Here is a 24,501-nt window from a genome sequence, read left to right as displayed (position 1 = left end):
TTCGCGCAGAACATTGGGCCGACCCTCCGGGAACCGTTGTCGGCGCCGCGGCCATCCTCGGTGGAGGTGCCAAGTGCTGGAACCGGTAGCGTGCATCCTCTGGAAACGGTTGCGTACATCTTGGAGCCAGCGTGGGCGTGAGGTCGGGGAAATCCCGGATCTCGTCACTTGGTTCCCGGGAGGACGGCCGTGGGCGGCGACTGCGTCCTGTGAGGGTACCGGAGCCTGGTCGGCTCGTGCGCGAGTTCTGTGACAAGGGCCAGTGCCAACCGTGCCCGGTCCGCGCCCAGTGCACCACCTCCCGCGAAAGCGCACGGAACGTGGGCTTTCCCCCGCGAGAACTCCGTGACCTGCAAGTCCGCGTCCGCGCCGAACAGCAGACGTCCGATTGGCACGCCCGGCATGCGGTCCGCTCCGGAGTCGAGGGCACCGTCAACGAATTCGCTCACGGACACGGCATGCGCCGCTGCCGCTACCGGGGGCAGCCTCCGCGAGTGCTGTCCAGCTCGCAGGAAGCGGCCGCCGGTCACGGGCCGTCGTTACGACGGCGGTTTCGCCTCCCGTTGGACTGCACGCAGGTCGGCGAGCAGTTCCGCCTGCCCTGCCAGCACGCCGGACAGGATCGAGCGTGCCACCCGCAACAGGTCCGCGACCTCGGGGCTGGCCAGGGAGTAGTACACATTCGACCCTTCCTTGCGCGTCCGTACCAGGTTCGCGCGACGCAGCACGGCCAGCTGCTGGGACAGATGTGCCGGCTCGATGCGCACCTCGGGCAGCAACTCCGCGACCGCGTACTCGCGCTCGCTCAGCAGCTCCAGGACACGGATACGTGCCGGGTGACCGAGAGTTTTGAAGAACTCGGCCTTGAGCTGGTACAGCGGCGTACTCACCGTGCCGCCCTCCCCCCAGCACGGCACGACCTGACCGGCCGGTCCACTCGACATCGCATCCACCCACTCGTCAAGAACATGCGGCCCATCCTCGCGTGTGGCAGCAGCAGAACCGAAGCCGCACCGAGGAGCCAGGCCGCCCATATTCAGCGGTGACGACCCAACACCGGCCGCGACTGACCGGTGTGCCGCAGGTCTCGGACGGGGCGTCGGCTCAGACCTTTTTGACCACGCTGGACTTCAGCTGCATAGCGCCGAACCCGTCGATCTTGCAGTCGATGTCGTGGCCGTCCACGCCGTCCTCCACGAGCCGGATGCCCCGCACCTTGGTGCCGGCCTTGATCCCGGTCGGGCTGCCCTTGACCTTGAGCGTCTTGACCACGGTCACGGTGTCGCCGTCGGCAAGCACATTGCCGACCGCGTCCTTGATCACCTTGGTCGCGCTCCCGTCGCCCGATTCGTCGGACGGTGACCACTCGTGGCCGCATTCCGGGCAGACGAGAAGGGCGCCCATCTCGTACGTGTACGCGCTGGAGCATTCAGGGCAGGGGGAAAGGTTGTCACTCATGGATCCGGTGTCTATCTCTCTGTGGGTCGATACGTATGTCAGGCGGAGTCAGGCGGGTCAGTCAGTACGCCACTCCTGCTGCCCCTCGCCGGGAGCGGACGGGCCTCGGCCATGGGCGGTGAGAGCGGCGGTCAGATCGCAGTGGACGGGGATGTCCGGGCAGTCCGCGGCCGGGACCAGTGAGCCGTCGGCGGGGATGGCGGCCAGCTCCAAGCTTCGGCCGGCATCGGCGAGGCGGCATGCGGCCTCGGTGATGGCCAGCTGGCCCTCGGCGGACCAGCCGCGCAGCTCGGTCAGGTCAAGGACCACCGGACCGGTGCCGCGGGCGACGACCCAGCCGATCGCGCCGCCGAAGCGGTGTACCGCGTCCGGGCCGAGATAGCCGGCGACGGAGAGGATGCCGAGGTCCTGCTCGATGTTGTAGCGCCAGTCGATGGTCATGCGGGGAGAACTTCCTTGGTGCGTTGGCGTGGAGGGGCTGTGGTCCGGTCACAGGGGCAGAGTGATCCAGATGCTCTTGCCTTTGCCGTCGGCGTCGCCCCGGACAACCGCGGTACTGCCCAGCCCGAGAGTGAGCTCCATGACGGTGGCCACCAGCCGCCACAGCTCCGCCCTTGCAGCAGCCACAGCGCCTCCGCGCCGGAGACCTCGACCACGCGCGGGGTGCTGAAGGGCATGCTCATCGGGCTGGCTTCTAGCTGACGTCTGTGTTCTTCGGATTCATCTACTGGGCGGGGACGGCGGGCAGGACTCCGGCCAGCTCCAGGTGGTCACGGGCGGCACGGATCGCCTCAGGCGTGGTGGCGTACTCCTGGCCCTCGTGCCGCAGCAGACCGAGGGCGCCGACGGAATCGAGAACCTGCCGCTGACCGGGCCGTATCCCGGAGGCCAGGACGACGATGCCGCGCCGACGCAGCTTCTCCACCGCGTCCTTCAGGACCAGGGCACCGGTGGCGTCCATCGTGGACACCCGCGACATCCGCAGGACGACCACCCGGACGTCGGCCACCTCGGTCAGCTCCAGCAGGAACCGGTGCGCGGCGGCGAAGAACAGCGGCCCGTCGAGGCGGTAGGCGACGATGTGCTCGGCCAGCAGCGCGTGCTCCTCGGCACTGTGGTCGCCGTGGTCGAGGGGCACCTGGTCGAAGCGGGCCTGCTTGGCCACCGCCCGCAGCGCCAGGGCGCCGGCGACGACCAGACCGATGATGACGGCGTAGACGAGGTCGAGGGCGAGGGTGGCGGCCGCAGTGAGGACGAGTACCACGGCGTCGGACCGCGTCGCCTTCGTCATCGCCTTCAGCGAGCCGACCTCGACCATGCGGATCGCGGTGGCCAGCAGTACGCCCGCCAAAGCGGCCAGCGGGATCTTCGACACCAGGGGAGCCGCCGCGAAGACGATCACCGCGAGGACGGCGGCGTGGGTGAGCGCGGCCAGCCGGGAGCCGGCCCCGGTGCGCACGTTGACGGCGGTGCGCGCTATCGCCCCGGTGGCCGGGACACCGCCGAACAGCGGGGCGGCGATGTTGGCCAGGCCCTGGCCGAGCAGCTCCTGGTCCGGATCGTGCCGCTGTCCCACGGTCATCGCGTCGGCGGCGGCCGCAGACATCAGCGACTCCAGCGCGGCCAGCGCGGCCACCGCCACGGCCGGAGCGAGCAGCGAGCCGAGCGATCCGAGGTCGAGGAAGGACAGGGAAGGCGCAGGCAGCCCCGCGGGCAGATCGCCGATCGGCTTCGCATCCAGGTGGGCGGCCTGGACCACGACGGTGGCGCCGATCACGGCGATGATGGAGAAGGGCACGGTCGGCCGCCACCGCGCCCCGGCCAGCATGAACACGACCACGGCGACCGCGAGTCCGACGGCCGTCCAGTTCGGGGACTTCACGAATTCTTCGACGGCGTGCCAGGTGACCACGAGTACCGTGTCGCCCTCGGGCTCGGGCACGCCGAGCGCGTTCGGCACCTGCTGGAGCCCGATCACTCCTGCGATGCCGAGCGTGAAGCCCTCGATCACGGGTGCCGGCACGTACTGCATGTACCGCCCGGCCCTGAGCACCGCGAGGACCACGAGTATCGCACCGGCCATCAGCCCCACCGTGAGCACGGCGGTGGGCCCGTACTGCGCGACGATCGGTACGAGGACGACGGTCATGGCGCCGGTCGGTCCGGACACCTGAAGATTCGACCCGCCGAACACCGCGGCCAGCGCGCCCGCGACCACCGCGGTCGTCAGACCCGCCTCGGCACCCAGCCCGGACGACACCCCGAAACCGAGGGCGAGGGGTAGCGCGACGATGGCCACGGTGAGCCCGGCGAGCAGGTCCCGGCGCGGGTCACGCCGTATCTGCGCCAGATCGGCTCGGGAGGGCAGCAGCGAGGTGATCCGGGTACGCACCGCCCGGGCGAACGCCGTGCTCATCGGGCGGCGGCCTCGGCTTCCCGCAGCTCGGCCAGCAGCTCGCCCTGACCGGCGAGCATCTCCGTGAGAATCCGGCGTGCGGCCTTCATCAGATCGGCGACATCGCCGCCGGCCAGCCCGTAAACGACGGTCGAGCCCTCGCGGGTGGACGTGACGATCCCCGAGCGGCGCAGCACCGCCAGCTGCTGCGACAGGCTGGAGGGCTCCACCTCGATCGCGGCCAGCAGCTCGCGCACCGGCGTCGGCCCGTCCTGCAACAACTCCAACACCCGGATCCGCACAGGATGCCCCAGCATCCGGAAGAACTCCGCCTTCGCCTGATACAGCGGAACCGTGACGACTCCTCAACTTCCCTCGCAGAGCCCCACCGTGTGAGACCCACAGAAGCTGTGCCCGCGGCTACCTGCGAGCACAGCCAATACAGCATCTAACTAATTGCAAAATTTCGCAATTCAGCATCCTGCTATAGCCTTGGTCACCTCGCGGGAGGGGAGCTCGTCCCGGGTCAGAGGCCGGTCTGTCCGCGATCGACATCACCAGGGCGGCGGACCGCATCCGCGCGCTCAAACCTGACAATGCGTCAGCAAAGTCAGCATTGGGTCAGCAAGAGGACGCCTACAGCTGCTCACAGACGACCACACTTTGGATTGGCGGTCGCCTCAGTCGACCCCTCCGGGGGGCCAGCCGCCGCGCCACCGAGCGTCGGCAGGACGGAGGCAAGGCCTCACGAACAGCCTACCCATCCGGCGACCGGACAGGCAGGCATCTTCGCAGGTCAGCGCCTGTTTCCCCGAGGCTTCAGCGGCACCTTCGGCAGTTCGGGAGCGGGCAGCGGAGCGCCGTCGTACCCCTGCACCTCGCCGAATCGTCGGCCTTCCATCCAGTCCCGGCGCGCCTGTACGATCTCTTCCGACGACCGCCCGATGAAGTTCCACCACATGACGATCTCCTCCTCGAAGGGCTCGCCGCCGAGGAGCATGAGGCCCGCGTCGGTGTTTGCGCGCAAGGGGAGTTCGGTGCGGCCGCAGCCGAGGTAGAGCATGGAACCGGGCAGCACGGGTACGCCGTCGACCTCGGCCTGGCCGGACATCGAAAGCACCGCGTACTCGAAGTCCGGTTCGAGCGGCAGACGGACCTCGGCACCGCCGGACAGAGCCAGGTCCGCGCCGACGATCGGGGTGTATGCGGTGCCGGGAGAGGTGGCGCCGTCGAGTTCGCCCAGGATCAGAGTGGCGGCGAGGCCAGGGGCGGTGATGGCCGGCAGTTCGGTGTGGTGCTGGAAATGCGGCTCGACGTAGCGGTGCGCGTCCGGCAGGGCGACCCAGAGCTGGGCACCGTGCAGAAACCTGGCATGCGACTTCGGACTCTCCTCGGAGTGGCTGATGGCCCGACCGGAGGTCATCAGTCCCAGCTCGCGCGGGCGGATCGTGCGGAGACTGCCGACGCTGTCCCGATGCAGGACTTCGCCGTCGTGCAGCCAGCTCACCGTCTGCAGGCCCATGTGGGGGTGGGGCGGTACTTGCATCCCTGGTTCGCCGGCGATGTCGTCGGGGCCGTAGTGATCGACAAAGGCCCACGCGCCGACCATCCGGCGACCCAGGTTGGGCAGCAGCCTGCGGACCTCGGTGGACTCGCCCAGCCGGACATTGCGCGGGGTGAGGAGTTCACGAACGGGCTCGGCGACGACGAAGCCCCGTCCTCCGCAGACGGAGAGTGTGGCCTGGCGATCGAGATTACTCATGGCGCTCAACCTATTCCCGTGCGGGTCCGGGGTGTCGGTACCCACGCCGATAATTTAGTGGAATATTCAACCAGTGTGCCATGTTCCGGTGACTGAGACGCACAGCTGAGCATGCAGCCGTGATGAGTGGCTGGACGGGCCGGAGCGATCCCAGGACGGTCCGTGAACGAGGAGATCAAGTGAGTGAGAGCTATTTCGAGTTCGGTACGGCCGCCGACCGCTGGGACCGTGCGCAGATGTTTTTCGAAGCGAAGCAATACATGACCGCGGCCCGGATTCTGGAAGACCTGGTCGAGGAGGTGCCGGAGCAGGTCTCCCCGCGTCTGCTGCTGGCACGGGCCTACTACCACTCGGCTCGGCTCGGCAGGGCCGAGGCGGAGCTGCGGGCGGTTCTGGAGCGCGACCCGGTGGAGCACTATGCGCGGCTGATGCTCGGCCGCACGCTTGAGCGCCAGGGGCGGAACGCGGAGGCGACCGGTCATCTGCGGATGGCGGCGGCGTTCTCCGGCGACTTCGACGCGTACCGGACGGGGCGCTAGGTCTTCTGTCCCCGGCCGGACGGGACTTTCGAAACACGCCCTAGTAGTAGCGCGGAACCCGCCGGGAGGCTCCCGGCGGGTTCCGATGTCTTCCGGTGATCAGTGGTACTTCGGTCAGCCGGCCGCCGTGGCAGGCCGGTTCGCTGCACCGTTTCCGGTCCTGACGGAGTCGGTCCTCGGCACGAGGAGCCGTTCCGTCAGCCAGCCGAAGAAAAGGCCGAAGGTGATCCAGTAAGTGGCCTGCACGGCGACCGTGGCCAGGCGGAACTCCCATAGCAGGCCGGCCGGGAAGTCCTTTCCGACCTCGTCGAACGAAGGCAGGAACGCGTACGCGAGTCCGATCACGAGTACATAGCCGACGGATGCGGCGATCGTCGCGTTCCAGTTGCCCAGGCGAGGAGCCAGCCGCTTGCCGAGGATGACGGCGGTGACGGCCAGCAGCACGCTGAGGGCGACCATCAGGAAGAACAGGGCAGTGCGTCGGCCGATCGTGTCGTGGTTACCGACGGCAGGCGGGTTGGCCGGGTACTTGAGGAACGGCACAATGTACACCGCCAGCAGAGCCGCTCCCGCGATCAGGGCGGCCGTGGCCCGCGGGCCGAATCTGCCGATCCGGCCGAGGGCGTAACAGAAGGCGAGGGCGGCGATGCCGCCGATCGCCACACCGAAGACGAGCACGCCGGTGGCAAGGCCGGCGGTGGACTGCATGGTGCGGCTGACAAGTTCCTCGCCGCCGCCGTGGTCATGACTGTGCGCCTGCTCGAGAGCGATGGCCGCGTCCACCGGGGACTCGCCGAGGAAGTAGGCGACGACCAGAGCGAGCGCGCCCGCGGCAAGGCCGGCCAGCATGCCCCGGACGAGCAGGGCTCTGACAGATATGTGGTTCATACGGATTTCCCCTGGATCGGACGGTACGTCAGTGGCAGGGGAAACCGAGAAGGTGGCGAGCGTCGTGGACCCACTCGTGGACACCTTCGCCGGAGATGACCGCAGTGGCGCCCTGCTCGGCGCCGACGAAGTACAGCAGTACGAGCATGAGGATGCCGAAGAAGACCGCCCAAGGGGCAATGGCCTTCAGGGAGATGGGGGTGATTGCTGGTACGGCGGTGGCGGGGGCAGCAGTCTGTGCCATGGCAGAACCTCCTGAGGGAACACGCGTCCCGATCGTGGTGCCTGAGACGAAGGTGCTGGGTCTGACTTCCCGTACGGGTACGGGTTCACAGTGGCGCGACCGTGCCGGATTCTCACCGGACTTCCGTCACACCTTCGTCATGCTCATCGGACGATACCGCCTGGGAGCAGGCGCGGCCATGGTGCCGTCGGCGGGGCCGGAATGCCCGGATGCCATGGTGGGCACACTCGGGGGCCATTAGTTCAGGGAGTTGACCCGGTCATGACGGTACAGGTGATGTTGATCTCACCGGCGCTCAACGCTGCGCTGCGCGAGGCCCGCTTCGACGGTGACGCTCCGCTCGACGCAGCCGGGATCCGGCAGGCCCGGGCCACTGCGGCAGCGGTGCCTGCGGCCGACAGATATGTGTGCGGGCCGTCCGAGCGGTGCACCGGGACCGCCGACGCACTGGGGCTGCGCACTGAGCCCGAACTCGCCCTGCGTGGATGGGACATGGGCCGATGGAGCGGGCAGCGGCTGTCGAAGGTGAGCGGGCGCGAGCCGGAGGCCGTGTCGGCCTGGACGACCGATTCTTCGGCGGCTCCGCACGGCGGCGAATCATTGTTGAAGTTCTGCGCCCGGACCGGCCAATGGCTGGAGTCGCTGCACGTCAAGGAGAGCGGCCCTGTACTGGGGGTCGTCGAGCCTGCGGTGGTGCGGGCGTTGATCGTACGGGCGCTCGCGCTGCCGACGGAGGCATTCTGGCGGCTGGACGTCGCGCCGCTGACACTGACCGCGCTCAACGGCCGGTCCGGACGGTGGAACCTGCGCTGTGGGCAGCCGCTGTCCCCCGCTGCGGGCGGCCGACGTCCTCCCGCAGCCCACTGACGATCGGGCTCGGCGCGGCGGCGCTCGGTGTGCCGGCCGGGCTCTTCGTCGGGCTGCTGGCGGCGACGGTCTTGCGCGCGCTCGCGGCCGTCGTCAACGGTCGGTACGAATGCCACCCCGCCCGAGGAGCTGCTGGAGACGGGCGGGCCGGACCCTACGCGTCCCGGTACGCCTCCAGCAGGCGCAGCCAGACCTCGCTGATCGTCGGATACGCCGGGACCGCGTGCCATAGCCGGCCGATGGGGACCTCGCCCGCGACCGCGATCGTCGCCGAGTGCAGCAGTTCGCCGATGCCCGGTCCGACGAAGGTGACACCGAGCAGGATCTCCCGGTCGAGGTCCACGATCATGCGGGCGCGGCCGCGGTAGCCATCCGCGTACAGGCTGGAGCCCGCCACCGCGGCAAGGTCGTGGTCGACGGCGCGGACGCGGTGGCCGGTCTGCTCGGCCTGGGCGAGGGTGAGGCCGACCGATGCGGCCTCGGGGTCGGTGAAGACGACCTGCGGGACGGCCGCGTGGTCGGCGGTGGCCGCGTGGGCGCCCCAACGGTCGGTCTCCGGTAGCGGCGCGCCCGCGGCGCGTGCGGCGATCGCCGCTCCCGCGATGCGCGCCTGGTACTTGCCCTGGTGGGTGAGGAGTGCGCGGTGGTTGACGTCGCCGACCGCGTAGAGCCAGGTGGTGCCGTCGACGCGGCAGCTGTCGTCGACGCTGAGCCAGGAGCCGGGCTTCAGGCCCACCGTTTCCAGCCCGATGTCATCGGTGCGCGGAGCGCGGCCGGTGGCGAAAAGGATTTCGTCGGCCTCGACGCGCTCCCCGTTCCCGAGCTCCACAGTGACCGGCCCGTCCGGGGCCGTGCGCCGTACGGAGGTCGCCGAGGTTCCGGTACGAATGTCCGCGCCCGCCTCCGCCAGTGCCTGTGCGACCAGCTCGCCCGCGAAGGGTTCCATCTTCGGCAGCAGTCCCTTGCCACGGATCAGCATCGTCACCCGGGCGCCGAGGGCCTGCCACACGGTGGCCATCTCCGTGCCGACGACGCCGCCACCGACGATCACGAGGCGGCCGGGCACTTTCTTGGCGCTCGTCGCCTCCCGGCTGGTCCAGGCACGGGCCCTGTCGACGCCGGGGAGGGCGGGGACGACGGCGCGGCTGCCGGTGCAGACGGCGACGGCCTGCCGGGCGGTGAGCCGGTGTTCCGTGCCGTCGGGGGCGGTGACGGAGACCGATTTCTCACCGGTGAGCCGGCCCTGGCCCCGGTAGATGTCCGCTCCGATCCCCTCGAGCCAGGCGACTTGGCCGTCGTCCTTCCAGTGCGAGGCGTATTCGTCACGGCGGGCGAGGACCGCTGCGGCGCCCAGAGGTCCCCGCACGGCGTCGCTGAGGCCGGGGACTCGGCGGGCATCGGCGCGGGCGACAACCGGGCGCAGCAGTGCCTTGCTGGGCATACAGGCCCAGTAGGAGCATTCGCCGCCGATGAGTTCCGCCTCGATGACCGCCGTGCTCAGACCGGCGGCACGGGTCCGGTCGGCGACGTTCTCACCCACCGGACCTGCTCCGATCACCACGACGTCGTACTCGGTGTTCAGGGAAGCGTCTGTCATGGGGACAGTCTGGTCGTGGGTGTGCGCGACGGCCACATGGGCAAGCGGAATAGCGCAAGTACAGGCACGGTTGTGCCGGACAGGTCCGAACGGGCACAGGAAGAGGTAACAGAGCATGAGCACCCTTGAGCTCACCAAGGAAAACTTCGATCAGGTCGTCAGCGACAACGACTTCGTCCTGATCGACTTCTGGGCTTCCTGGTGCGGCCCGTGCCGGCAGTTCGCGCCGGTCTACGACGCGGCGTCTGAGCGCCACGGCGACCTGGTCTTCGCCAAGGTCGACACGGAGGCGCAGCAGGAGCTGGCAGCGGCCTTCGAGATCCGTTCCATTCCCACGCTGATGATCGTCCGGGACAATGTGGCGGTGTTCGCCCAGCCCGGGGCGCTGCCGGAGGCGGCGCTTGAGGACGTCATCGGGCAGGCCAGGAAGCTGGACATGGACGAAGTCCGCAAGTCCATCGAGGACCAGCAGAAGGAGCAGAAGTAGGCTCCGTGCGCGCATGAGCGGGGTGAGGGGCCCGATCGGTCCGGTCGGGCCTCTTTCCTTGGCCTCCCTTGACCTCCCTTGACCTCCCTTGACATACCGTGACATTCCGTGACCGGAACGGGCGGCCCGGCCTCAGTGGTCGTTGTTGCTGTCGGCCTTGCCTGCGGCGTTCTTCTCCTTGATCCGGACCGAGAGGCCGTAGTCCAGCTCGGCGCCGTCGACCAGCAGGGCCTCGACCGTGCGCGTCGCCGGATCAATGTCCGCCACGATGCCTTCGCCCGAATACCGGGGGTAGCCCGATGCCCCGGTCTCGCCCGTCGCTGCCACGACCGCCGAGCGGATGGCGCCGCCGGGCTCGGCGGCGTCGGTGGTGTCCTCGGCGAATCCGGGGACCAGCAGGATCTCGTAACTCTGCGGATGACTCATGGGCATGACGCTAAGGGCTGTCCCGTAATCCGTGGTGGATCAGCGCGCGGCGTCAGATGTGGTGCATCGCAAGGCGGAGGGATGTCCACATACTGAATGTATTCGGCCGTTCCGACAACGCGGCGCAGCCGTGCGCTCATCGGCACTCCCCCGTGTGGTGCATACGGGGCATGCTCGGCGCTCCAGCGGCATGGATGCAACCGAATTTCCGACGCAAAGGGGCACTCTTGTGCGATCCCCCCGTAGGGGTTTGGGTGATACGGACGAACCGAGAAAAAGGAGGCCCCGGTATGTCATCCGACGCACCCGGAGACCATGGTCCGCCCGGCCAGGCCCCGCCCCTCGACGAGGGCGAGGCGGAGGACTTATTGCGCTGCATCTGCTTCAAGACCGGGCCGCCCCGCAAGGTCGGCGTCGAACTCGAATGGCTCATCCACCACCGGGATCGGCCCCAGGTCCCTGTCCCCCACCACCGTCTCGACGCGGCCGCCGACATCCTCCGGGCCCTGCCCCTGAGTGCGGCGCTCACCTTCGAACCCGGCGGCCAACTGGAGCTCAGCTCGCGCCCCGCCGGCTCCCTGATGGCGTGCATCGATGCCACCGCCGCCGATCTCACCGCGGTACGTGACGCCCTGGACCGGGTGGAACTCTCACCGGTGGGTCTCGGCGTCGATCCGTGGCATCCACCGCGCCGTCTGCTGCACGAGCCCCGCTACGACGCCATGGAGGTCTCGTTCGACAGGTCGGGACCGGCAGGCCGCGCCATGATGTGCACCACCGCATCCGTCCAGGTATGCCTGGACGCAGGAGAGGAGGAACCGGGTCCGCTCGGCTACGGGCGACGCTGGCAGCTGTCCCATCTGCTGGGCGCGGTGCTGGTGGCGGCGTTCGCGAACTCGCCGTTCCAGTTCGGTTGCCCGACACCATGGCGATCCACCCGGCAGTCCCTCTGGGCCGACCTCGATCCGTCGCGGTCCCTGGCACCGCCCGGCCATCTGCCGCCGCGCGAGGCCTGGGCCGCGCATGTCCTGGACACCCCGGTGATGTGCATCCGGGACGACGAGGGGCCATGGGCCGTGCCAGACGGTCTGACCTTCCGCGACTGGATCCGCACCAGCATGCCGAGACCACCGGTCCGCGCCGACCTCGACTACCACATCAGCACCCTCTTTCCGCCGGTGCGCCCGCGCGGACATCTTGAGCTGCGCATGATCGACGCGCAGCCCGGCGCGGACGGGTGGCTGGTGCCGCTTGCCGTCACCACTGCTCTGTTCGACGATCCGGAGGCCGCCGAGACCGTTTACCGCACCGTCAAACCACTGGCCGAGACGGCCGGGCCACGGCCCGCGCCGCGCAATCCGCTTTGGGTAAGCGCCGCCCGCGACGGCCTGACCGATCCCGAACTGCGGTCGGCGGCCACCACCTGCTTCGACCTCGCGCTGGAGGCGCTGCCCCGGATGGGAGCGACCACGGCCGTGCAGGAGGCGGTGGCGGACTTCAACGACCGCTTCGTCGCCCGGGGCCGATGCCCGGCCGACGAATTTCCCGAACTGCTCGCGCCTGGTTCGGCGGGCGATTCGAGCCACCACATCGAGGGGCCCCGCTCATGACCGACTCCCCCACGCCGGCCGCATCCGGTCCGCACAGTCCGGCTGGGCCGGACGAGGTGGACACCGAGGCGCTCCGGCAGCGCGCACTTACCGCGCTGCTCACCGCCCGTGAACGCACCACGCTTCTCACCGACAGTGTGGACGATCACGAACTGACCGCCCAGCACTCGCCGTTGATGTCGCCCTTGGTCTGGGATCTCGCGCACATCGGCAATCAGGAGGAGCTGTGGCTGCTGCGCGGAGTGGCAGGGCGGGAGGCGATGCGCCCGGAGATCGACGGGCTGTACGACGCCTTCGAGCACCCCCGAGCCACCCGTCCGTCGCTGCCGCTGCTGCCGCCCGCCGAAGCCCGCTCGTACGCCGCGGAGGTACGTGGTCGCGCACTGCACGTGCTCGACGGCACGGCACTGCACGGTGACCGACCATTGGTGCGGGCCGCATTCGCCTTCGGCATGATCGCCCAGCATGAACAGCAGCACGACGAAACAATGCTGATCACCCATCAGCTCAGGTCGGGCCCTGCCGTTCTGACCGCGCCGGTGCCGCCCGCACCCACCGAAACGGCGGGTCTCCCTGCCGAAGTACTCGTCCCGGGCGGTCCGTTCACCATGGGTACGTCCACCGAACCGTGGGCCCTCGACAATGAACGTCCCGCCCATGTGCGCGAGGTACCGGACTTCTTCATCGACACGACCCCGGTCACCTGCGGCACGTACCAGGAGTTCATCGAGGACGGCGGCTACACCGAGCGGCGCTGGTGGGCCCCCGAGGGGTGGGCGATGATCCGTGAGCACGAACTGACCGCTCCGCTGTTCTGGCACCGGGACGCCGGTCAGTGGCTGCGACGCCGCTTCGGAGTGACCGAGGCGGTCCCGGAGACCGAACCCGTGCTCCATGTCAGCTGGTACGAGGCGGACGCATACGCCCGCTGGGCCGGGCGCCGACTGCCCTCGGAAGCGGAATGGGAGAAGGCGGCGCGCCACGACCCGGCGACGGGCCGTTCGCTGCGCTATCCGTGGGGCGACGAGGACCCGACCCCCGAGCGGGCCAACCTGGGTCAGCGTCATCTGCGGCCCGCACCGGCGGGGGCGTACGCCGCAGGCCGGTCGCCGCTCGGTGTACGGCAGTTGATCGGTGACGTATGGGAGTGGACGTCGAGCGACTTCCTGCCCTACCCCGGCTTCTCGGCGTTCCCGTACCGCGAGTATTCCGAAGTGTTCTTCGGACCGGCACACAAGGTGCTGCGCGGCGGTTCGTTCGCCGTGGATCCGGTGGTGTGCCGGGGGACGTTCCGTAACTGGGACCTGCCGGTGCGACGCCAGATCTTCTCCGGGTTCCGCACCGCGAGGGATATCTGATGTGTCGTCATATCGCCTATCTCGGACCGGCGGTGGCGCTCGGCGAACTGCTGGTACGACCGTCCCACAGCCTGGTGCGCCAGTCGTGGGCGCCGAGACACCAGCGGCATGGGAACGTCAACGCCGACGGCTTCGGCGTCGGCTGGTACGCGGACGGCGATCCGGAGCCCGGACGCTACCGGCGTCAGGGCCCCATCTGGGGCGACCAGACGTTCACCGATCTGGCCAGAGTGGTGCGCAGTCCGGCACTGCTCGCGGCGGTACGTGACGCCACCGAGGCAGGCGCCGACGGCGAGGCGGCGGCCGCGCCGTTCGCCGCCGGGCGGCTACTGTTCAGCCACAACGGCGCGGTGAAGGGCTGGCCGGAGTCACTGGCACCGCTCGCCGCCGCGCTGTCCCCGGCCGAACTGCTCACTCTCACCGCTCGCTGCGACTCGGCCCTGGTCTGGGCCCTCGTAAGACACCGACTGGCCGACGGCGACGAACTGCCGCAGGCCGTCGCCGACACCGTGCTCGACGTGGCGGCCGCGGCGCCGGAATCGCGGCTGAATCTGCTGCTCACCGATGGCACGTCGATCGTGGCGACGACCTGGGGCGACACACTGTGGTATCTCGCCGAGCCCGGCCTGCGCACGGTCGTGGCCTCGGAGCCGTACGACGACGATCCGCGCTGGTGCCCGGTCCCCGACCGGACGCTGCTGACGGCGACCCGCGCCGAAGTTCTGCTGACCCCGCTCAAGGAGCACACGGAGTGAGTCCCTTTCTGCTGACCCGCACCCTGCCGGCGGACGCGACGGACGCGGCGCTGCGCGCCGATGTGCTGTACGGCCTGACACGGCACCCGAAGACGCTGCCGCCCAAGTGGTTCTACGACGCGCGCGGCAGTGAACTGTTCGAGGAGATCACCCGGCTTCCCGAGTACTACCCGACGCGCGCCGAGCGCGAGATTTTGATCGACCGCGCCGAGGAGATCGCTGCGGCGTCCGGCGCGCAGACCCTGATCGAGCTCGGATCGGGGTCGTCCGAGAAGACCCGGCACCTGCTGGACGCACTGCCCGCGCTGCATAGTTACGTACCGGTCGATGTAAGCGAGAGCGCGCTGCGCGGCGCCGCCGAGGCCCTGCTCGCGCAACGACCCGATCTCTCCGTGCACGCCCTGATCGCCGACTTCACGGGCGGTCTCACACTGCCGCGCACGCCGGGGCCACGGCTGATCGCGTTCCTGGGCGGCACGGTCGGCAATCTGATGCCCGATGAGCGGTCGGTGTTCCTGAAGTCGGTACGGTCGCTGCTCTCCCCAGGCGACGCGCTGCTGCTCGGCACGGATCTGGTGAAGGACGAGAAGGTGCTGGTCGCCGCTTACGACGATGCGGCCGGTGTGACGGCGGAGTTCAACAAGAACGTACTGAGAGTCGTGAACCGGGAGCTGGGCGCGGACTTCGACCCGGCCGACTTCGATCATGTGGCGCTGTGGGACCCGGATCGGGAGTGGATCGAGATGCGGCTGCGGGCCCGCGAGGCGCTCACGGTGAAGATCCCGGACCTCGATCTGATGGTGGCCTTCGAAGCCGGCGAGGAGTTGCGTACGGAGGTGTCGGCCAAGTTCCGCAAGGAGGGTATCCGGGCCGAACTCGCCGCGACCGGCCTGAGGATGCATCAGTGGTGGACGGACTCCGGGAACCGGTTCGCGCTGTCGTTGGCGACGGCGGTGTGAGCCCGGCGTGGGGGGCAGCGCTCGCACAGGCGTGCTGGATTTTGGTAGGGACCATTGCTTTGGTCGAGACCTGTTCATCACACATCACGCACACCGACCTCTCGCGCCCCTGGCCCGAGTAGGGCACCGTGGATAGGAACGAAAGGAGGCATATGATGTCGAATTACGTCTACCGGGTCACGGAAATTGTGGGATCCTCCCATGAAGGCGTCGACGACGCCATCCGTAGAGGCATCGCAAGAGCTTCGGAAACGTTGCACAATCTCGATTGGTTCGAGATCACACAGGTTCGCGGAGACATCACGGATGGCCGAATCGAGCACTATCAGGTGGGCCTGAAAGTAGGCTTCCGGCTCGACGAGACGAGTTGACAGCCCTTAGCAGATCGGGATCACGTCCGGCCGGTTGCTCGGCGCCGGCCGTACGCCTTCCGGAAGTGGTGGGTCGTCGACGGCGGCGGAGAACGCCGACGCGCCGTCACCCCTCCAGGCAGTGCTGCCGGTGACCCGGTTGTCCACGACGACGCAGCCTGACCTCACGAGGCCTCACGAAGGCCGCCTCAAGGCGTCCGTCACACATCCCGATGCAACCCGGGCGCCCACACGCGCACGGGATGTGTGATTATGTCCTTACGTTCCACGCAGACCGTAAAAAGTTGTACGGGATGCACATGGAACCAAAAGCTTTTGTAAAGCTATATTCAGGTTTGTGGCATCCAACGTTAACGATGTGAAGCGAATACTCCTGCGTTCAGGGAAGAGCCCCTACGACGCCGTCCCTGTCGAGCAAGCTCTCCATACGGATGTGTTCGCCACCAACTCGGGCAATCTGATCTTCAGCGACGCCGCTCACAAGATCCTGGAGACGCCACGTTCAAAGGTGGTGTCGAACGGCATCACCACCAGGGTCGCCGACGCCGACCGGATCAACAGCGAGTACGACGCCTTCGTCATCCCGCTCGCCAACGCCTTCCGGCCGTCCTTCGAGCGCCAACTGGAGCGTCTGACCCAGCTCATCTCAAAGCTGAAGATCCCGGTCGTGGTCCCGGGTGTGGGTGCCCAGACCGGCGTCAACTACTCCGCGGACCGGCTGAAGCCCATGCAGTCAACGGTCTACGCATTCGTCTCGGCCGTGCTCGACCACAGCGCCTCCATCGGCGTGCGCGGCGAGTTCACCGAGCGGTACCTGCGGGACATGGGCTTCCGGGACGTAGACGTCATCGGCTGTCCCTCGATGTTCCTCAACGGCAGCAGGCTCGACATCCTCAAGAGCAGCCGGACACTCGGGCCCGAGTCGCGGATCGCCATCAACGGATCGCACGACGCCGTGCGGAAGCACAAGCTCGGGCAGATCATCAACCGTACCCATGCGCGCTACCCCCACCTCCGGTTCATCGGCCAGAACATCTCCGAAGCACGTCAGCTGCACTGGCGTGACATGTCCCACCAGAACGCCGCGGTCACCGACATCCCCACCCACCCCGACCACCCCATGTACGCGGAGGACAAGGTCCGCGTCTACATCGACCCGGTCACCTGGACTCAGGACCTGCGGGGCTTCGACTTCTCCTTCGGCTCCAGGATCCACGGCAACATCGCGGCACTACTGGCCGGCACGCCCGCCACCGTGCTCTGCAGCGACTCCCGGACGCTGGAACTGTGCCGCTACTTCGAGATCCCGCACCGGATGCTCGCCAAGGTCTCCTCGGACCTCGACCCCGCCGATCTCTATGCCGAGGCGGACTTCGGACCGCTGATGCGCGGTCACCACGAGCGGTTCGACCGGTTCATGAACTTCCTCGACAAGAACGGCCTCGAGAACACCTTCACCCACGGTGACGGTGGTGCGGCCTTCGAGGCGCGAATGAGCGGCCTGGCCTTCCCTCCGGGCATCCGCCCATGGATCGGCGCCGACGCCTCCACGATGGGTGCGCGACTCAACTGGCTCCAGTCCCAGCTGGCGGACCTCACCGCCCAGAACACCCAGCTCAAGCGGAAGATCGCGAAGAACACCGCTCTGCCCGTCAAGCGCTCCACGTACCAGCGGGCCCGCAGTGCCGTGGGAAGACCCATCAAGCGCGCTCTGCGTCCGTCGCGCTGAATCCTGTCCGAACCTGATCCGAGGCCGGTCCCCGCAGGGCCGGCTTCCGGTCGTTCCGGGCCCGTGCCTACCTGCTGCCTCTGACGCCCAGGGCGTTTTTCGAAACACGCCCTAGAATCGGATTGTTTGTCCCAGGCTTTCAGCCTGCCCCGATCCGTACGGAGTCCCCGCGCACATGTCCACCCCCCACGATCCGTATGTCCGGGTGCGTGGCGCCCGTGAGCACAATCTCCAGGACGTCTCGGTCGATATCCCGCGCGACACACTCACCGTGTTCACCGGCGTCTCGGGCTCCGGAAAGTCGTCCCTCGCGTTCGGGACGATCTACGCCGAGGCGCAGCGCCGCTACTTCGAGTCCGTCGCCCCGTACGCCCGCCGGCTGATCCATCAGGTCGGCGCGCCCGCAGTCGGCGAGGTCACCGGCCTGCCGCCCGCCGTCTCGCTGGAGCAGCGCCGCTCGGCGCCCGGCGCCCGTTCGTCCGTCGGGACGGTCACCACGCTGTCGAACTCCCTGCGCATGCTGTTCTCGCGCGCCGGGGAGTATCCAGCCGATGCCGAACGGCTGGACTCCGACTCCTTCTCGCCGAACACCGCCGCCGGGGCTTGCCCACAGTGCCATGGTCTCGGCCGCATCCACCGCACCACCGAGGAACTGCTCGTCCCCGACCCCTCATTGTCGATCCGGGACGGTGCGATCGCCGCCTGGCCAGGGGCGTGGCAGGGCAAGAACCTGCGCGATGTGCTGGACGCGCTGGGCTACGACGTCGACCGTCCGTGGCATGAGATCGACGCCGGGGACCGGGAGTGGATCCTGTTCACCGATGAGCAGCCGGTGGTGACGGTCCATCCGGTGCGTGATGCCGGGCGCATCCAACGCCCTTACCAGGGTACGTACATGAGTGCCCGCCGCTATGTGATGCACACCTTCGCCGACTCCAAGAGCCGCACTCTCCGGGCTAAGGCCGAGCGCTTCCTGACCAGTGCCCCCTGTTCGGTCTGTGGCGGCAGCCGGCTGCGTCCGGAGGCGATGGCCGTCACCTTCGCAGGCCGTTCGATCGCCGAACTCGCCGCGCTTCCGCTCACCTCGCTCGCGGAAGTGCTGCGCGTGGCGGGCGGCGGTGACACGGCTCGGGTGCTGACCGCGGATCTGCTCGCCCGGATCGAGACGGTCACCGAGCTCGGCCTCGGCTACCTCAGCCTCGACCGCACGGCTCCGACACTTTCCTCCGGTGAGTTGCAACGGCTTCGGCTCGCCACCCAGTTGCGCTCCGGTCTGTTCGGTGTCGTCTATGTGCTGGACGAGCCGTCGGCCGGTCTGCACCCGGCGGACACCGAGTCGCTGCTGGGGGTGCTCGGCCGGCTGAAGGAGGCCGGTAACTCCGTCTTCGTCGTGGAGCATCAGATGGATGTGGTACGCCGGGCGGACTGGCTGGTCGATGTGGGGCCGCTGGCAGGTGAGCACGGGGGCCGGGTGCTGCACAGCGGTCCCCCGGCCGGACTCGCGGAGGTCACGGAGTCGGCGACGCGGCGTTTCCTCTTCGGTAATGAGGCCGCTCCCGTGCGGGAGGTGCGCTCGCCGTCGGGGTGGCTGAAGCTGAACGGGGTGGACCGCCACAATGTGCGGGGCGTGGACGCGGAGTTCCCGCTCGGTGTGTTCACGGCCGTCACGGGCGTCTCGGGGTCGGGCAAGTCGACCCTGGTCGGTCAGGTGCTGGCCGGTGTCCTCGCCGACAGGCAGGCCTCCGCCACCGCCGGTCTGCCCACGGAGCTTCCCACACCCTGGTGTGCGTCGGCGGAGGGGCTGGAGGCGGTGGACCGTCTCGTGCAGGTCGACCAGAAGCCAATCGGTCGCACCCCTCGGTCCAATCTCGCTACGTACACGGGGCTTTTCGATGGTGTGCGCAAGCTGTTCGCCGAGACGGACATGGCGCGCGAGCGCGGCTACAAGGCCGGGCGGTTCTCCTTCAACGTGGCGGGCGGTCGGTGCGAGACCTGCCAGGGCGAGGGGTTCGTCTCCGTTGAACTGCTCTTCCTGCCCAGTACATACGCGCCCTGCCCCGACTGTCACGGTGCGCGGTACAACCCGGAGACCCTGGAGGTCACCCTGCGCGGTCTCGACATCGCGCAGGTGCTGGATCTGACCGTGGAGTCGGCGGCCAGTTTCTTCGCCGCTACACCCGCCGTCGAGCGCAGTCTGCGTACGCTGCTCGACGTCGGGCTCGGATATCTCCGGCTCGGTCAGCCCGCCACGGAGCTGTCGGGCGGTGAGGCCCAGCGGATCAAGCTCGCCGCCGAGCTCCAACGCACCCGTCGGGGCCACACGGTGTATCTGCTCGACGAGCCGACGACCGGGCTGCACCCCGCTGATGTCGAGGTGCTGATGCGGCAGCTGCACGGTCTGGTCGACGCGGGTAACACGGTGGTGGTCGTGGAGCACGACATGGCGGTGGTGGCGGCCGCCGACCGGGTGATCGACCTCGGGCCGGGCGGCGGCGACCGGGGCGGCCGGATCGTGGCGGCGGGATCTCCCGCCGAGGTCGCACGCGCGGAGGGCAGCCGTACGGCGGCGTACCTCAGGGCGTCCCTCCGTATCGCCTGAGAGCCTGTCGGGTGCCCGCTCAGCGGTGCGCCTTCCGGGTCGCCCGCAGCCACTCCTTGTTCATGGCCGAGATCGACGGCAGCGGAATGCCCTTGGGGCAGGCCGTGGCGCACTCCCCGGTGAGTGTGCAGCCGCCGAAGCCCTCGCTGTCCATCTGTCCGACCATGTCGAGGACCCGGGTCTCGCGCTCGGGGGCGCCCTGCGGCAGGACGTTGAGGTGGTTGATCTTCGCCGAGGTGAAGAGCATCGCCGAGCCGTTGGGGCAGGCTGCGACGCAGGCGCCGCAGCCGATGCACTCGGCGTGTTCGAAGGCGAAGTCGGCGTCCGGCTTGGGCACCGGTGTGGCATGCGCCTCGGGGGCGGTGCCGGTCGGAGCGGAGATGTAGCCGCCCGCCTGAATGATCCGGTCGAAGGCCGAGCGGTCCACTACCAGGTCCTTGACGACCGGGAAGGCGGAAGCACGCCACGGTTCGATGTCGATCGTGTCGCCGTCCGCGAAGGACCGCATGTGGAGCTGGCAGGTGGTGGTGCGCTCGGGGCCGTGGGCGTCGCCGTTGATGACGAGGCTGCAGGCGCCGCAGATGCCTTCGCGGCAGTCGTGGTCGAAGGCGACGGGGTCGTCGCCGGCGAGGATGAGTTCCTCGTTGAGGGTGTCGAGCATTTCCAGGAACGACATGTCCTGCGAGATGCCGTCCACCTCGTAGGTGGACATGGCTCCGGGGGCGTCGGCGTTCTTCTGGCGCCAGACGCGCAGGGTGAGCTTCATGCGTAGCTCCGCTGAGTGGGGTGGACGTACTCGAAGACGAGGTCTTCCTTGTGCAGGACCGGGGCCTCGCCGGTGCCGGAGAACTCCCAGGCGGCGGCGTAGGAGAACTCCTCGTCCCGGCGGGCGGCTTCGCCGTCCGGGGTCTGTGACTCCTCACGGAAGTGGCCTCCGCAGGACTCGGCGCGGTGCAGGGCGTCGAGGCACATGAGTTCGGCGAGCTCCAGGTAGTCGACGATGCGGTTGGCCTTCTCCAACGACTGGTTGAACTCGTCGCCGGTACCGGGCACCTTGATGCGGCGCCAGAACTCCTCGCGGATCCGCGGGATCCGGTCGAGCGCCTTGCGCAGCCCCTCCTCGGTGCGGGCCATGCCGCAGTACTCCCACATGAGTTCACCGATCTCTCGGTGGAAGGAGTCGGGGGTACGGTCGCCGTCAACGGAGAGCAGCAGGTTCAGCCGGTCCTCGGTGTCCGCGACGACCTCTTCGACAGCCGGGTGCGAGGCGTCGACCTCGTCGTGGTGCGGGTTGCGGGCCAGGTAGTCGTTGATGGTCGACGGCAGGACGAAGTAGCCGTCGGCGAGGCCCTGCATCAACGCGGAGGCGCCGAGCCGGTTGGCGCCGTGGTCGGAGAAGTTGGCCTCGCCGATCGCGAACAGGCCGGGAACCGTGGTCTGGAGGTCGTAGTCGACCCAGAGTCCGCCCATCGTGTAGTGCACGGCCGGGTAGATCCGCATCGGGGTCTCGTACGGATTCTCCGCGGTGATCCGCGCGTACATGTCGAAGAGGTTGCCGTACTTCTCCTCGACCTTCGCCCTGCCCATGCGCTGGATGGCCTCCGCGAAGTCGAGGTAGACGCCTTGTCCGCCGGGGCCGACGCCGCGGCCCTCGTCGCAGACGCTCTTCGCGGCGCGGGAGGCGATGTCGCGGGGCACGAGGTTGCCGAAGGCCGGGTAGATGCGCTCCAGGTAGTAGTCGCGCTCGTCCTCGGGGATCTCGTTCGCGGGACGGTCGTCCCCCTTGGCCTTCGGGACCCAGATTCGGCCGTCGTTGCGCAGCGACTCGCTCATCAGCGTCAGTTTGGACTGGTGGTCGCCGGTGCGCGGGATGCAGGTGGGATGGATCTGGGTGAAGCACGGGTTGGCGAAGTAGGCGCCGCGGCGGTGGGCGCGCCAGATGGCGGTGGCGTTGGAGTTCATGGCGTTCGTCGACAGATAGAAGACGTTGCCGTAGCCGCCGCTGGCCAGGACGACCGCGTCGGCGAAGTACGTGTCGATCTTCCCGGTGATGAGGTCGCGGGTGACGATGCCGCGGGCCTTGCCGTCGACAATGATCAGGTCGAGCATCTCGGTACGGGCGTGCAGCTCGACGTTGCCGGCGGCGATCTGCCGGGACAGTGCCTGGTAGGCGCCGAGGAGGAGCTGCTGTCCGGTCTGGCCGCGGGCGTAGAAGGTGCGGGAGACCTGGACGCCGCCGAAGGAGCGGTTGTCGAGGAGGCCGCCGTACTCACGGGCGAACGGGACGCCCTGGGCGACACACTGGTCGATGATCTCCACGGAGATCTGGGCGAGCCTGTGGACGTTGGACTCGCGGGCCCGGAAGTCGCCGCCCTTGACCGTGTCGTAGAAGAGCCGGTGGATCGAGTCGCCGTCGTTGCGGTAGTTCTTCGCGGCGTTGATACCGCCCTGAGCGGCGACGGAGTGGGCGCGACGCGGCGAGTCCTGGAAGCAGAACTGGACGACGTGGTAGCCCTGTTCGGCAAGGGTCGCACCGGCCGAACCGCCGGCGAGGCCGGTGCCGACGACGATGACGGTGTGCTTGCGGCGGTTGGCCGGGTTGACCAGCTTGGCCTGGAAGCGGCGAGTGTCCCAGCGATCGGCGACAGGGCCTTCGGGGGCCTTGGTGTCGGCGACGGGCGTACCCGTCTCGTAGTGCGAGTAGTCGGTCATGTCAGCTCACGACTCCGGTCATGACGGCGACGGGTACGGAGATGAAGCCCACCGTCAGCACCAGTGCGAGGACGTTGGCGATGGTCTTGAGGGCACGGTCACGGGTCGCGCTACCCGCGCCGAGGGTCTGGGCGGCGCTCCAGAAGCCGTGCTGGACGTGGAGTCCGAGGGCGAGCATGGCAACGATGTAGATGGTGTTGCCGTACCAGGTGGAGAAGGTGTCGATGACGTTCTGGTACGGATTTCCGGACTGGAATCCGCCGGAGTGCACGGTGCCCGTCGTCAGGTCGAGGATGTGCCAGACGATGAACAGGGCGAGGATGATCCCGCCCCAGCGCATGGTCCGGGTGGCATAGCTGGCGCGAGGCTTCTTGTGCACGTACTTGGCGGGGCGTGCCCTGATGTCGCGGCGGCTCAGCTGGTACGCGGAGACGGCGTGCAGCACCACAGCGGCGACGAGCACGACACGGACGATCCACAGGGCCCACTCGTAGTGCAGGAAAGGCTCCCCCATGGTCCGCAGCCAGTGCGCGTAGTGGTTGAACTCGCCGGATCCGAAGAAGATCTTCAGGTTGCCGATCATATGGACAACCAAGTAAAGGAGCATGATCAGGCCACTCACAGCCATGATCGTCTTCTTGCCGACGGACGAGTCCCAGAACGTACGCGTCATGGACGGCCGTCGGTCCGTCCGTGTTGCCAATGCCATGAACACGACGCTAGGGCCGAAAGGCCCCATCAGTCCAAGACATCGATCGGCTCATCTTCATAGGCGTGGACTATCGAGGCCGCTAGGGTGAGTGTATGCAATTCCAGCAGCTGACCTATTTCGTGGCCGTGGCCGAGACCCGTCACTTCACCCGTGCCGCCGAGGAGGTCCACGTCTCGCAGCCCTCGCTCTCCCAGCAGATCAGGGCGCTGGAGAACGAGCTGGGGGCGGAGCTGTTCAGCCGGGCCCGCGGCAACATCACCCTCACCGACGCGGGCGAGGCCCTGCTGCCGCTGGCCCGGCGCATCCTCGCGGACGCCGACACCGCACGCCACGAGGTGCAGGAGCTGGCTCAGCTGCGCAGGGGCCGGGTCCGGCTCGGCGCCACGCCCAGCCTCTGCACGGGCCTGCTCCCGGACGTACTGCGCGCCTTCCACGACCGGCACCCGGGGATCCAGCTGCTGCTGGAGGAGGGCGGCTCGCTCGACCTCGTACGGGAGCTGGCGCGCGGCGCGCTCGATCTGGCCCTGGTGGTGCTGCCGCTGCACGCGGCGTCCCCCGCGCTCACCACGGTCGAGCTGCTCCAGGAGGATCTGGTCGTGGTGTCGTCGGCACAGGCGCCGCGGCCCGGCCGGGGCGGGAGCGTGAGGATCGCCGACCTGCAGGGGGAATCCCTGGTGATGTTCCGGCACGGCTACGACCTGCGCGAACTGACAGTCGCCGCCTGCCGGGCGGAGGGCTTCGAGCCGTCGTTCACGGTGGAGGGCGGGGAGATGGACGCGGTGCTCGGCTTCGTCCGGGCGGGGCTCGGGATCGCGGTGGTGCCGAGCATGGTCGCCGTCCGGAGCGGCCGCGACCTGCGCACCACGCCGCTGACCCGCCCGGGCCTGCGACGCACCATCGCACTCGCGCACCGCAGCGATGTGGCACCACCGCGCGCGGCCCGCGAGCTGCAGAAGGTGCTGCTCGCCAGCCGGACGGGCCTGTCGAGCCCGTCCGGCGACTGAGAGCGACCGGCACGGGTGCGGGCCTGAGA

At 68.6% G+C, this 24,501-nt stretch carries 24 protein-coding genes, 2 pseudogenes and 1 riboswitch; of the genes and pseudogenes, 12 read left to right on the top strand and 14 right to left on the bottom strand.

Features of this window, described 5'->3' with window-relative positions; translation table 11 throughout:
• Window positions 1-131: 131 nt before the first annotated feature.
• Window positions 132-473 (top strand): annotated as a pseudogene (locus ABT115_RS24740) (transposase); the annotation flags it as partial.
• A gap of 66 nt (window positions 474-539) precedes the next feature.
• On the opposite strand, the gene ABT115_RS24735 reads toward ABT115_RS24740, so the two are convergent.
• The 7 genes and pseudogenes from ABT115_RS24735 to ABT115_RS24705 all read right to left on the bottom strand — a co-directional run bounded on the left by ABT115_RS24735 (window position 540) and on the right by ABT115_RS24705 (window position 5,615).
• The gene (locus ABT115_RS24735; RefSeq protein WP_351793747.1) at window positions 540-890 is read right to left on the bottom strand and encodes an ArsR/SmtB family transcription factor; all 351 of its coding nucleotides are present in this window, start codon (window positions 888-890) and stop codon (window positions 540-542) included.
• A gap of 214 nt (window positions 891-1,104) precedes the next feature.
• Window positions 1,105-1,458, bottom strand: coding sequence for a zinc ribbon domain-containing protein YjdM (locus ABT115_RS24730; protein ID WP_351793744.1), 354 nt, complete (start codon window positions 1,456-1,458; stop codon window positions 1,105-1,107).
• Between the two features lie 57 nt (window positions 1,459-1,515).
• Window positions 1,516-1,899: an STAS domain-containing protein gene (locus tag ABT115_RS24725; protein WP_351793741.1), complete on the bottom strand. Its 384-nt coding sequence runs from the start codon at window positions 1,897-1,899 to the stop codon at window positions 1,516-1,518.
• A gap of 48 nt (window positions 1,900-1,947) precedes the next feature.
• A pseudogene (locus tag ABT115_RS24720) lies at window positions 1,948-2,052 on the bottom strand (ATP-binding protein); the annotation flags it as partial.
• Window positions 2,053-2,182: 130 nt separating this feature from the next.
• Entirely contained in the window at window positions 2,183-3,874 is a 1,692-nt protein-coding gene (locus ABT115_RS24715; RefSeq protein ID WP_351793739.1) for a SulP family inorganic anion transporter, read from the bottom strand.
• Window positions 3,871-4,200: an ArsR/SmtB family transcription factor gene (locus tag ABT115_RS24710; protein ID WP_351793792.1), complete on the bottom strand. Its 330-nt coding sequence runs from the start codon at window positions 4,198-4,200 to the stop codon at window positions 3,871-3,873. The genes ABT115_RS24715 and ABT115_RS24710 overlap by 4 nt, the downstream gene beginning before the upstream one ends.
• A 449-nt stretch (window positions 4,201-4,649) precedes the next feature.
• The gene (locus ABT115_RS24705; protein WP_351793736.1) at window positions 4,650-5,615 is read right to left on the bottom strand and encodes a pirin family protein; all 966 of its coding nucleotides are present in this window, start codon (window positions 5,613-5,615) and stop codon (window positions 4,650-4,652) included.
• 179 nt (window positions 5,616-5,794) lie between these two features.
• On the opposite strand from ABT115_RS24705, the gene ABT115_RS24700 reads away from it, so the two are divergent.
• Complete coding sequence (locus ABT115_RS24700; RefSeq protein WP_351793733.1) at window positions 5,795-6,154, top strand: tetratricopeptide repeat protein; 360 nt, start codon at window positions 5,795-5,797, stop codon at window positions 6,152-6,154.
• Between the two features lie 114 nt (window positions 6,155-6,268).
• Here ABT115_RS24700 and ABT115_RS24695 read toward each other — a convergent pair whose 3' ends face one another.
• Both ABT115_RS24695 and ABT115_RS24690 read right to left on the bottom strand, forming a co-directional pair.
• Complete coding sequence (locus tag ABT115_RS24695; RefSeq protein ID WP_351793730.1) at window positions 6,269-7,042, bottom strand: CbtA family protein; 774 nt, start codon at window positions 7,040-7,042, stop codon at window positions 6,269-6,271.
• Window positions 7,043-7,070: 28 nt separating this feature from the next.
• Window positions 7,071-7,286 (bottom strand): CbtB domain-containing protein, encoded by a 216-nt coding sequence (locus tag ABT115_RS24690; RefSeq protein WP_351793726.1) that lies wholly within the window; start codon window positions 7,284-7,286, stop codon window positions 7,071-7,073.
• A 3-nt stretch (window positions 7,287-7,289) separates the two neighbouring features.
• Window positions 7,290-7,438: riboswitch (adenosylcobalamin (AdoCbl) riboswitch) on the bottom strand.
• Window positions 7,439-7,547: 109 nt separating this feature from the next.
• On the opposite strand from ABT115_RS24690, the gene ABT115_RS24685 reads away from it, so the two are divergent.
• A complete protein-coding gene (locus ABT115_RS24685; protein ID WP_351793723.1) occupies window positions 7,548-8,153 on the top strand; it encodes a histidine phosphatase family protein in 606 nt (201 codons plus the stop codon).
• Between the two features lie 154 nt (window positions 8,154-8,307).
• Here ABT115_RS24685 and ABT115_RS24680 read toward each other — a convergent pair whose 3' ends face one another.
• Window positions 8,308-9,750 carry a dihydrolipoyl dehydrogenase family protein gene (locus ABT115_RS24680; RefSeq protein ID WP_351793721.1) on the bottom strand — a complete coding sequence of 481 codons (1,443 nt, stop codon included), beginning with the start codon at window positions 9,748-9,750 and terminating at the stop codon, window positions 8,308-8,310.
• Between the two features lie 115 nt (window positions 9,751-9,865).
• On the opposite strand from ABT115_RS24680, the gene trxA reads away from it, so the two are divergent.
• Window positions 9,866-10,237: a thioredoxin gene (trxA, locus tag ABT115_RS24675; RefSeq protein WP_351793719.1), complete on the top strand. Its 372-nt coding sequence runs from the start codon at window positions 9,866-9,868 to the stop codon at window positions 10,235-10,237.
• Between the two features lie 132 nt (window positions 10,238-10,369).
• Here the strand turns inward: trxA and ABT115_RS24670 are convergent, their stop codons facing one another.
• Window positions 10,370-10,663, bottom strand: coding sequence for a hypothetical protein (locus ABT115_RS24670; protein WP_351793716.1), 294 nt, complete (start codon window positions 10,661-10,663; stop codon window positions 10,370-10,372).
• A 290-nt stretch (window positions 10,664-10,953) separates the two neighbouring features.
• Between ABT115_RS24670 and egtA the strand changes: the two genes are divergently transcribed.
• The 7 genes from egtA (at window position 10,954) to uvrA (ending at window position 20,044) form a co-directional block, all read left to right on the top strand.
• A complete protein-coding gene (gene egtA / locus ABT115_RS24665) occupies window positions 10,954-12,273 on the top strand; it encodes an ergothioneine biosynthesis glutamate--cysteine ligase EgtA (protein ID WP_351793714.1) in 1,320 nt (439 codons plus the stop codon).
• The gene (gene egtB, locus ABT115_RS24660) at window positions 12,270-13,631 is read left to right on the top strand and encodes an ergothioneine biosynthesis protein EgtB (RefSeq protein ID WP_351793711.1); all 1,362 of its coding nucleotides are present in this window, start codon (window positions 12,270-12,272) and stop codon (window positions 13,629-13,631) included. The genes egtA and egtB overlap by 4 nt, the downstream gene beginning before the upstream one ends.
• A complete protein-coding gene (egtC, locus tag ABT115_RS24655) occupies window positions 13,631-14,386 on the top strand; it encodes an ergothioneine biosynthesis protein EgtC (RefSeq protein ID WP_351793708.1) in 756 nt (251 codons plus the stop codon). Before egtB ends, egtC begins: the two co-directional genes overlap by 1 nt.
• Complete coding sequence (gene egtD / locus ABT115_RS24650; protein WP_351793705.1) at window positions 14,383-15,345, top strand: L-histidine N(alpha)-methyltransferase; 963 nt, start codon at window positions 14,383-14,385, stop codon at window positions 15,343-15,345. The genes egtC and egtD overlap by 4 nt, the downstream gene beginning before the upstream one ends.
• Before the next feature lie 155 nt (window positions 15,346-15,500).
• On the top strand, window positions 15,501-15,716 hold the full coding sequence (locus ABT115_RS24645; RefSeq protein WP_351793702.1) for a dodecin: 216 nt from the start codon (window positions 15,501-15,503) through the stop codon (window positions 15,714-15,716).
• 337 nt (window positions 15,717-16,053) lie between these two features.
• Window positions 16,054-17,445 (top strand): polysaccharide pyruvyl transferase family protein, encoded by a 1,392-nt coding sequence (locus tag ABT115_RS24640; protein WP_351793699.1) that lies wholly within the window; start codon window positions 16,054-16,056, stop codon window positions 17,443-17,445.
• A gap of 175 nt (window positions 17,446-17,620) precedes the next feature.
• Window positions 17,621-20,044: an excinuclease ABC subunit UvrA gene (gene uvrA, locus ABT115_RS24635; protein WP_351793696.1), complete on the top strand. Its 2,424-nt coding sequence runs from the start codon at window positions 17,621-17,623 to the stop codon at window positions 20,042-20,044.
• Window positions 20,045-20,063: 19 nt separating this feature from the next.
• On the opposite strand, the gene ABT115_RS24630 is transcribed toward uvrA, so the two are convergent.
• Genes ABT115_RS24630 through ABT115_RS24620 form a run of 3 tightly spaced genes read right to left on the bottom strand, consistent with a single transcriptional unit; the run spans window position 20,064 to window position 23,465 of the window.
• A complete protein-coding gene (locus ABT115_RS24630) occupies window positions 20,064-20,810 on the bottom strand; it encodes a succinate dehydrogenase/fumarate reductase iron-sulfur subunit (RefSeq protein ID WP_351793693.1) in 747 nt (248 codons plus the stop codon).
• Window positions 20,807-22,756 carry a fumarate reductase/succinate dehydrogenase flavoprotein subunit gene (locus tag ABT115_RS24625; protein ID WP_351793690.1) on the bottom strand — a complete coding sequence of 650 codons (1,950 nt, stop codon included), beginning with the start codon at window positions 22,754-22,756 and terminating at the stop codon, window positions 20,807-20,809. The genes ABT115_RS24630 and ABT115_RS24625 overlap by 4 nt, the downstream gene beginning before the upstream one ends.
• 1 nt (window position 22,757) lies before the next feature.
• Window positions 22,758-23,465: a succinate dehydrogenase gene (locus ABT115_RS24620; protein WP_351793687.1), complete on the bottom strand. Its 708-nt coding sequence runs from the start codon at window positions 23,463-23,465 to the stop codon at window positions 22,758-22,760.
• A 95-nt stretch (window positions 23,466-23,560) separates the two neighbouring features.
• Here ABT115_RS24620 and ABT115_RS24615 point away from each other — a divergent pair, with 95 nt between their 5' ends.
• The gene (locus tag ABT115_RS24615) at window positions 23,561-24,472 is read left to right on the top strand and encodes a LysR family transcriptional regulator (protein ID WP_351793684.1); all 912 of its coding nucleotides are present in this window, start codon (window positions 23,561-23,563) and stop codon (window positions 24,470-24,472) included.
• The last annotated feature ends 29 nt before the right edge of the window (window positions 24,473-24,501 follow it).

Source organism: Streptomyces sp. NPDC001832, assembly GCF_040297265.1.
Taxonomy (GTDB): domain Bacteria; phylum Actinomycetota; class Actinomycetes; order Streptomycetales; family Streptomycetaceae; genus Streptomyces.
Note: the sequence above shows the minus strand (reverse complement) of the source record. Positions and strands in the feature narration are given on the sequence as shown.

Bases quoted from the DNA above. Each gene is read 5' to 3' on its own strand.
- ABT115_RS24705 (WP_351793736.1), bottom strand. From the start codon at position 5,615: ATGAGTAATCTCGATCGCCAGGCCACACTCTCCGTCTGCGGAGGACGG.
- ABT115_RS24620 (WP_351793687.1), bottom strand. From the start codon at position 23,465: ATGGCATTGGCAACACGGACGGACCGACGGCCGTCCATGACGCGTACG.
- ABT115_RS24690 (WP_351793726.1), bottom strand. From the start codon at position 7,286: ATGGCACAGACTGCTGCCCCCGCCACCGCCGTACCAGCAATCACCCCC.
- ABT115_RS24695 (WP_351793730.1), bottom strand. From the start codon at position 7,042: ATGAACCACATATCTGTCAGAGCCCTGCTCGTCCGGGGCATGCTGGCC.
- ABT115_RS24715 (WP_351793739.1), bottom strand. From the start codon at position 3,874: ATGAGCACGGCGTTCGCCCGGGCGGTGCGTACCCGGATCACCTCGCTG.
- ABT115_RS24680 (WP_351793721.1), bottom strand. From the start codon at position 9,750: ATGACAGACGCTTCCCTGAACACCGAGTACGACGTCGTGGTGATCGGA.
- egtB (WP_351793711.1), top strand. From the start codon at position 12,270: ATGACCGACTCCCCCACGCCGGCCGCATCCGGTCCGCACAGTCCGGCT.
- egtA (WP_351793714.1), top strand. From the start codon at position 10,954: ATGTCATCCGACGCACCCGGAGACCATGGTCCGCCCGGCCAGGCCCCG.
- ABT115_RS24730 (WP_351793744.1), bottom strand. From the start codon at position 1,458: ATGAGTGACAACCTTTCCCCCTGCCCTGAATGCTCCAGCGCGTACACG.
- ABT115_RS24625 (WP_351793690.1), bottom strand. From the start codon at position 22,756: ATGACCGACTACTCGCACTACGAGACGGGTACGCCCGTCGCCGACACC.
- egtC (WP_351793708.1), top strand. From the start codon at position 13,631: ATGTGTCGTCATATCGCCTATCTCGGACCGGCGGTGGCGCTCGGCGAA.
- trxA (WP_351793719.1), top strand. From the start codon at position 9,866: ATGAGCACCCTTGAGCTCACCAAGGAAAACTTCGATCAGGTCGTCAGC.
- ABT115_RS24630 (WP_351793693.1), bottom strand. From the start codon at position 20,810: ATGAAGCTCACCCTGCGCGTCTGGCGCCAGAAGAACGCCGACGCCCCC.
- uvrA (WP_351793696.1), top strand. From the start codon at position 17,621: ATGTCCACCCCCCACGATCCGTATGTCCGGGTGCGTGGCGCCCGTGAG.
- ABT115_RS24670 (WP_351793716.1), bottom strand. From the start codon at position 10,663: ATGAGTCATCCGCAGAGTTACGAGATCCTGCTGGTCCCCGGATTCGCC.
- ABT115_RS24725 (WP_351793741.1), bottom strand. From the start codon at position 1,899: ATGACCATCGACTGGCGCTACAACATCGAGCAGGACCTCGGCATCCTC.
- ABT115_RS24685 (WP_351793723.1), top strand. From the start codon at position 7,548: ATGACGGTACAGGTGATGTTGATCTCACCGGCGCTCAACGCTGCGCTG.
- ABT115_RS24615 (WP_351793684.1), top strand. From the start codon at position 23,561: ATGCAATTCCAGCAGCTGACCTATTTCGTGGCCGTGGCCGAGACCCGT.
- ABT115_RS24645 (WP_351793702.1), top strand. From the start codon at position 15,501: ATGTCGAATTACGTCTACCGGGTCACGGAAATTGTGGGATCCTCCCAT.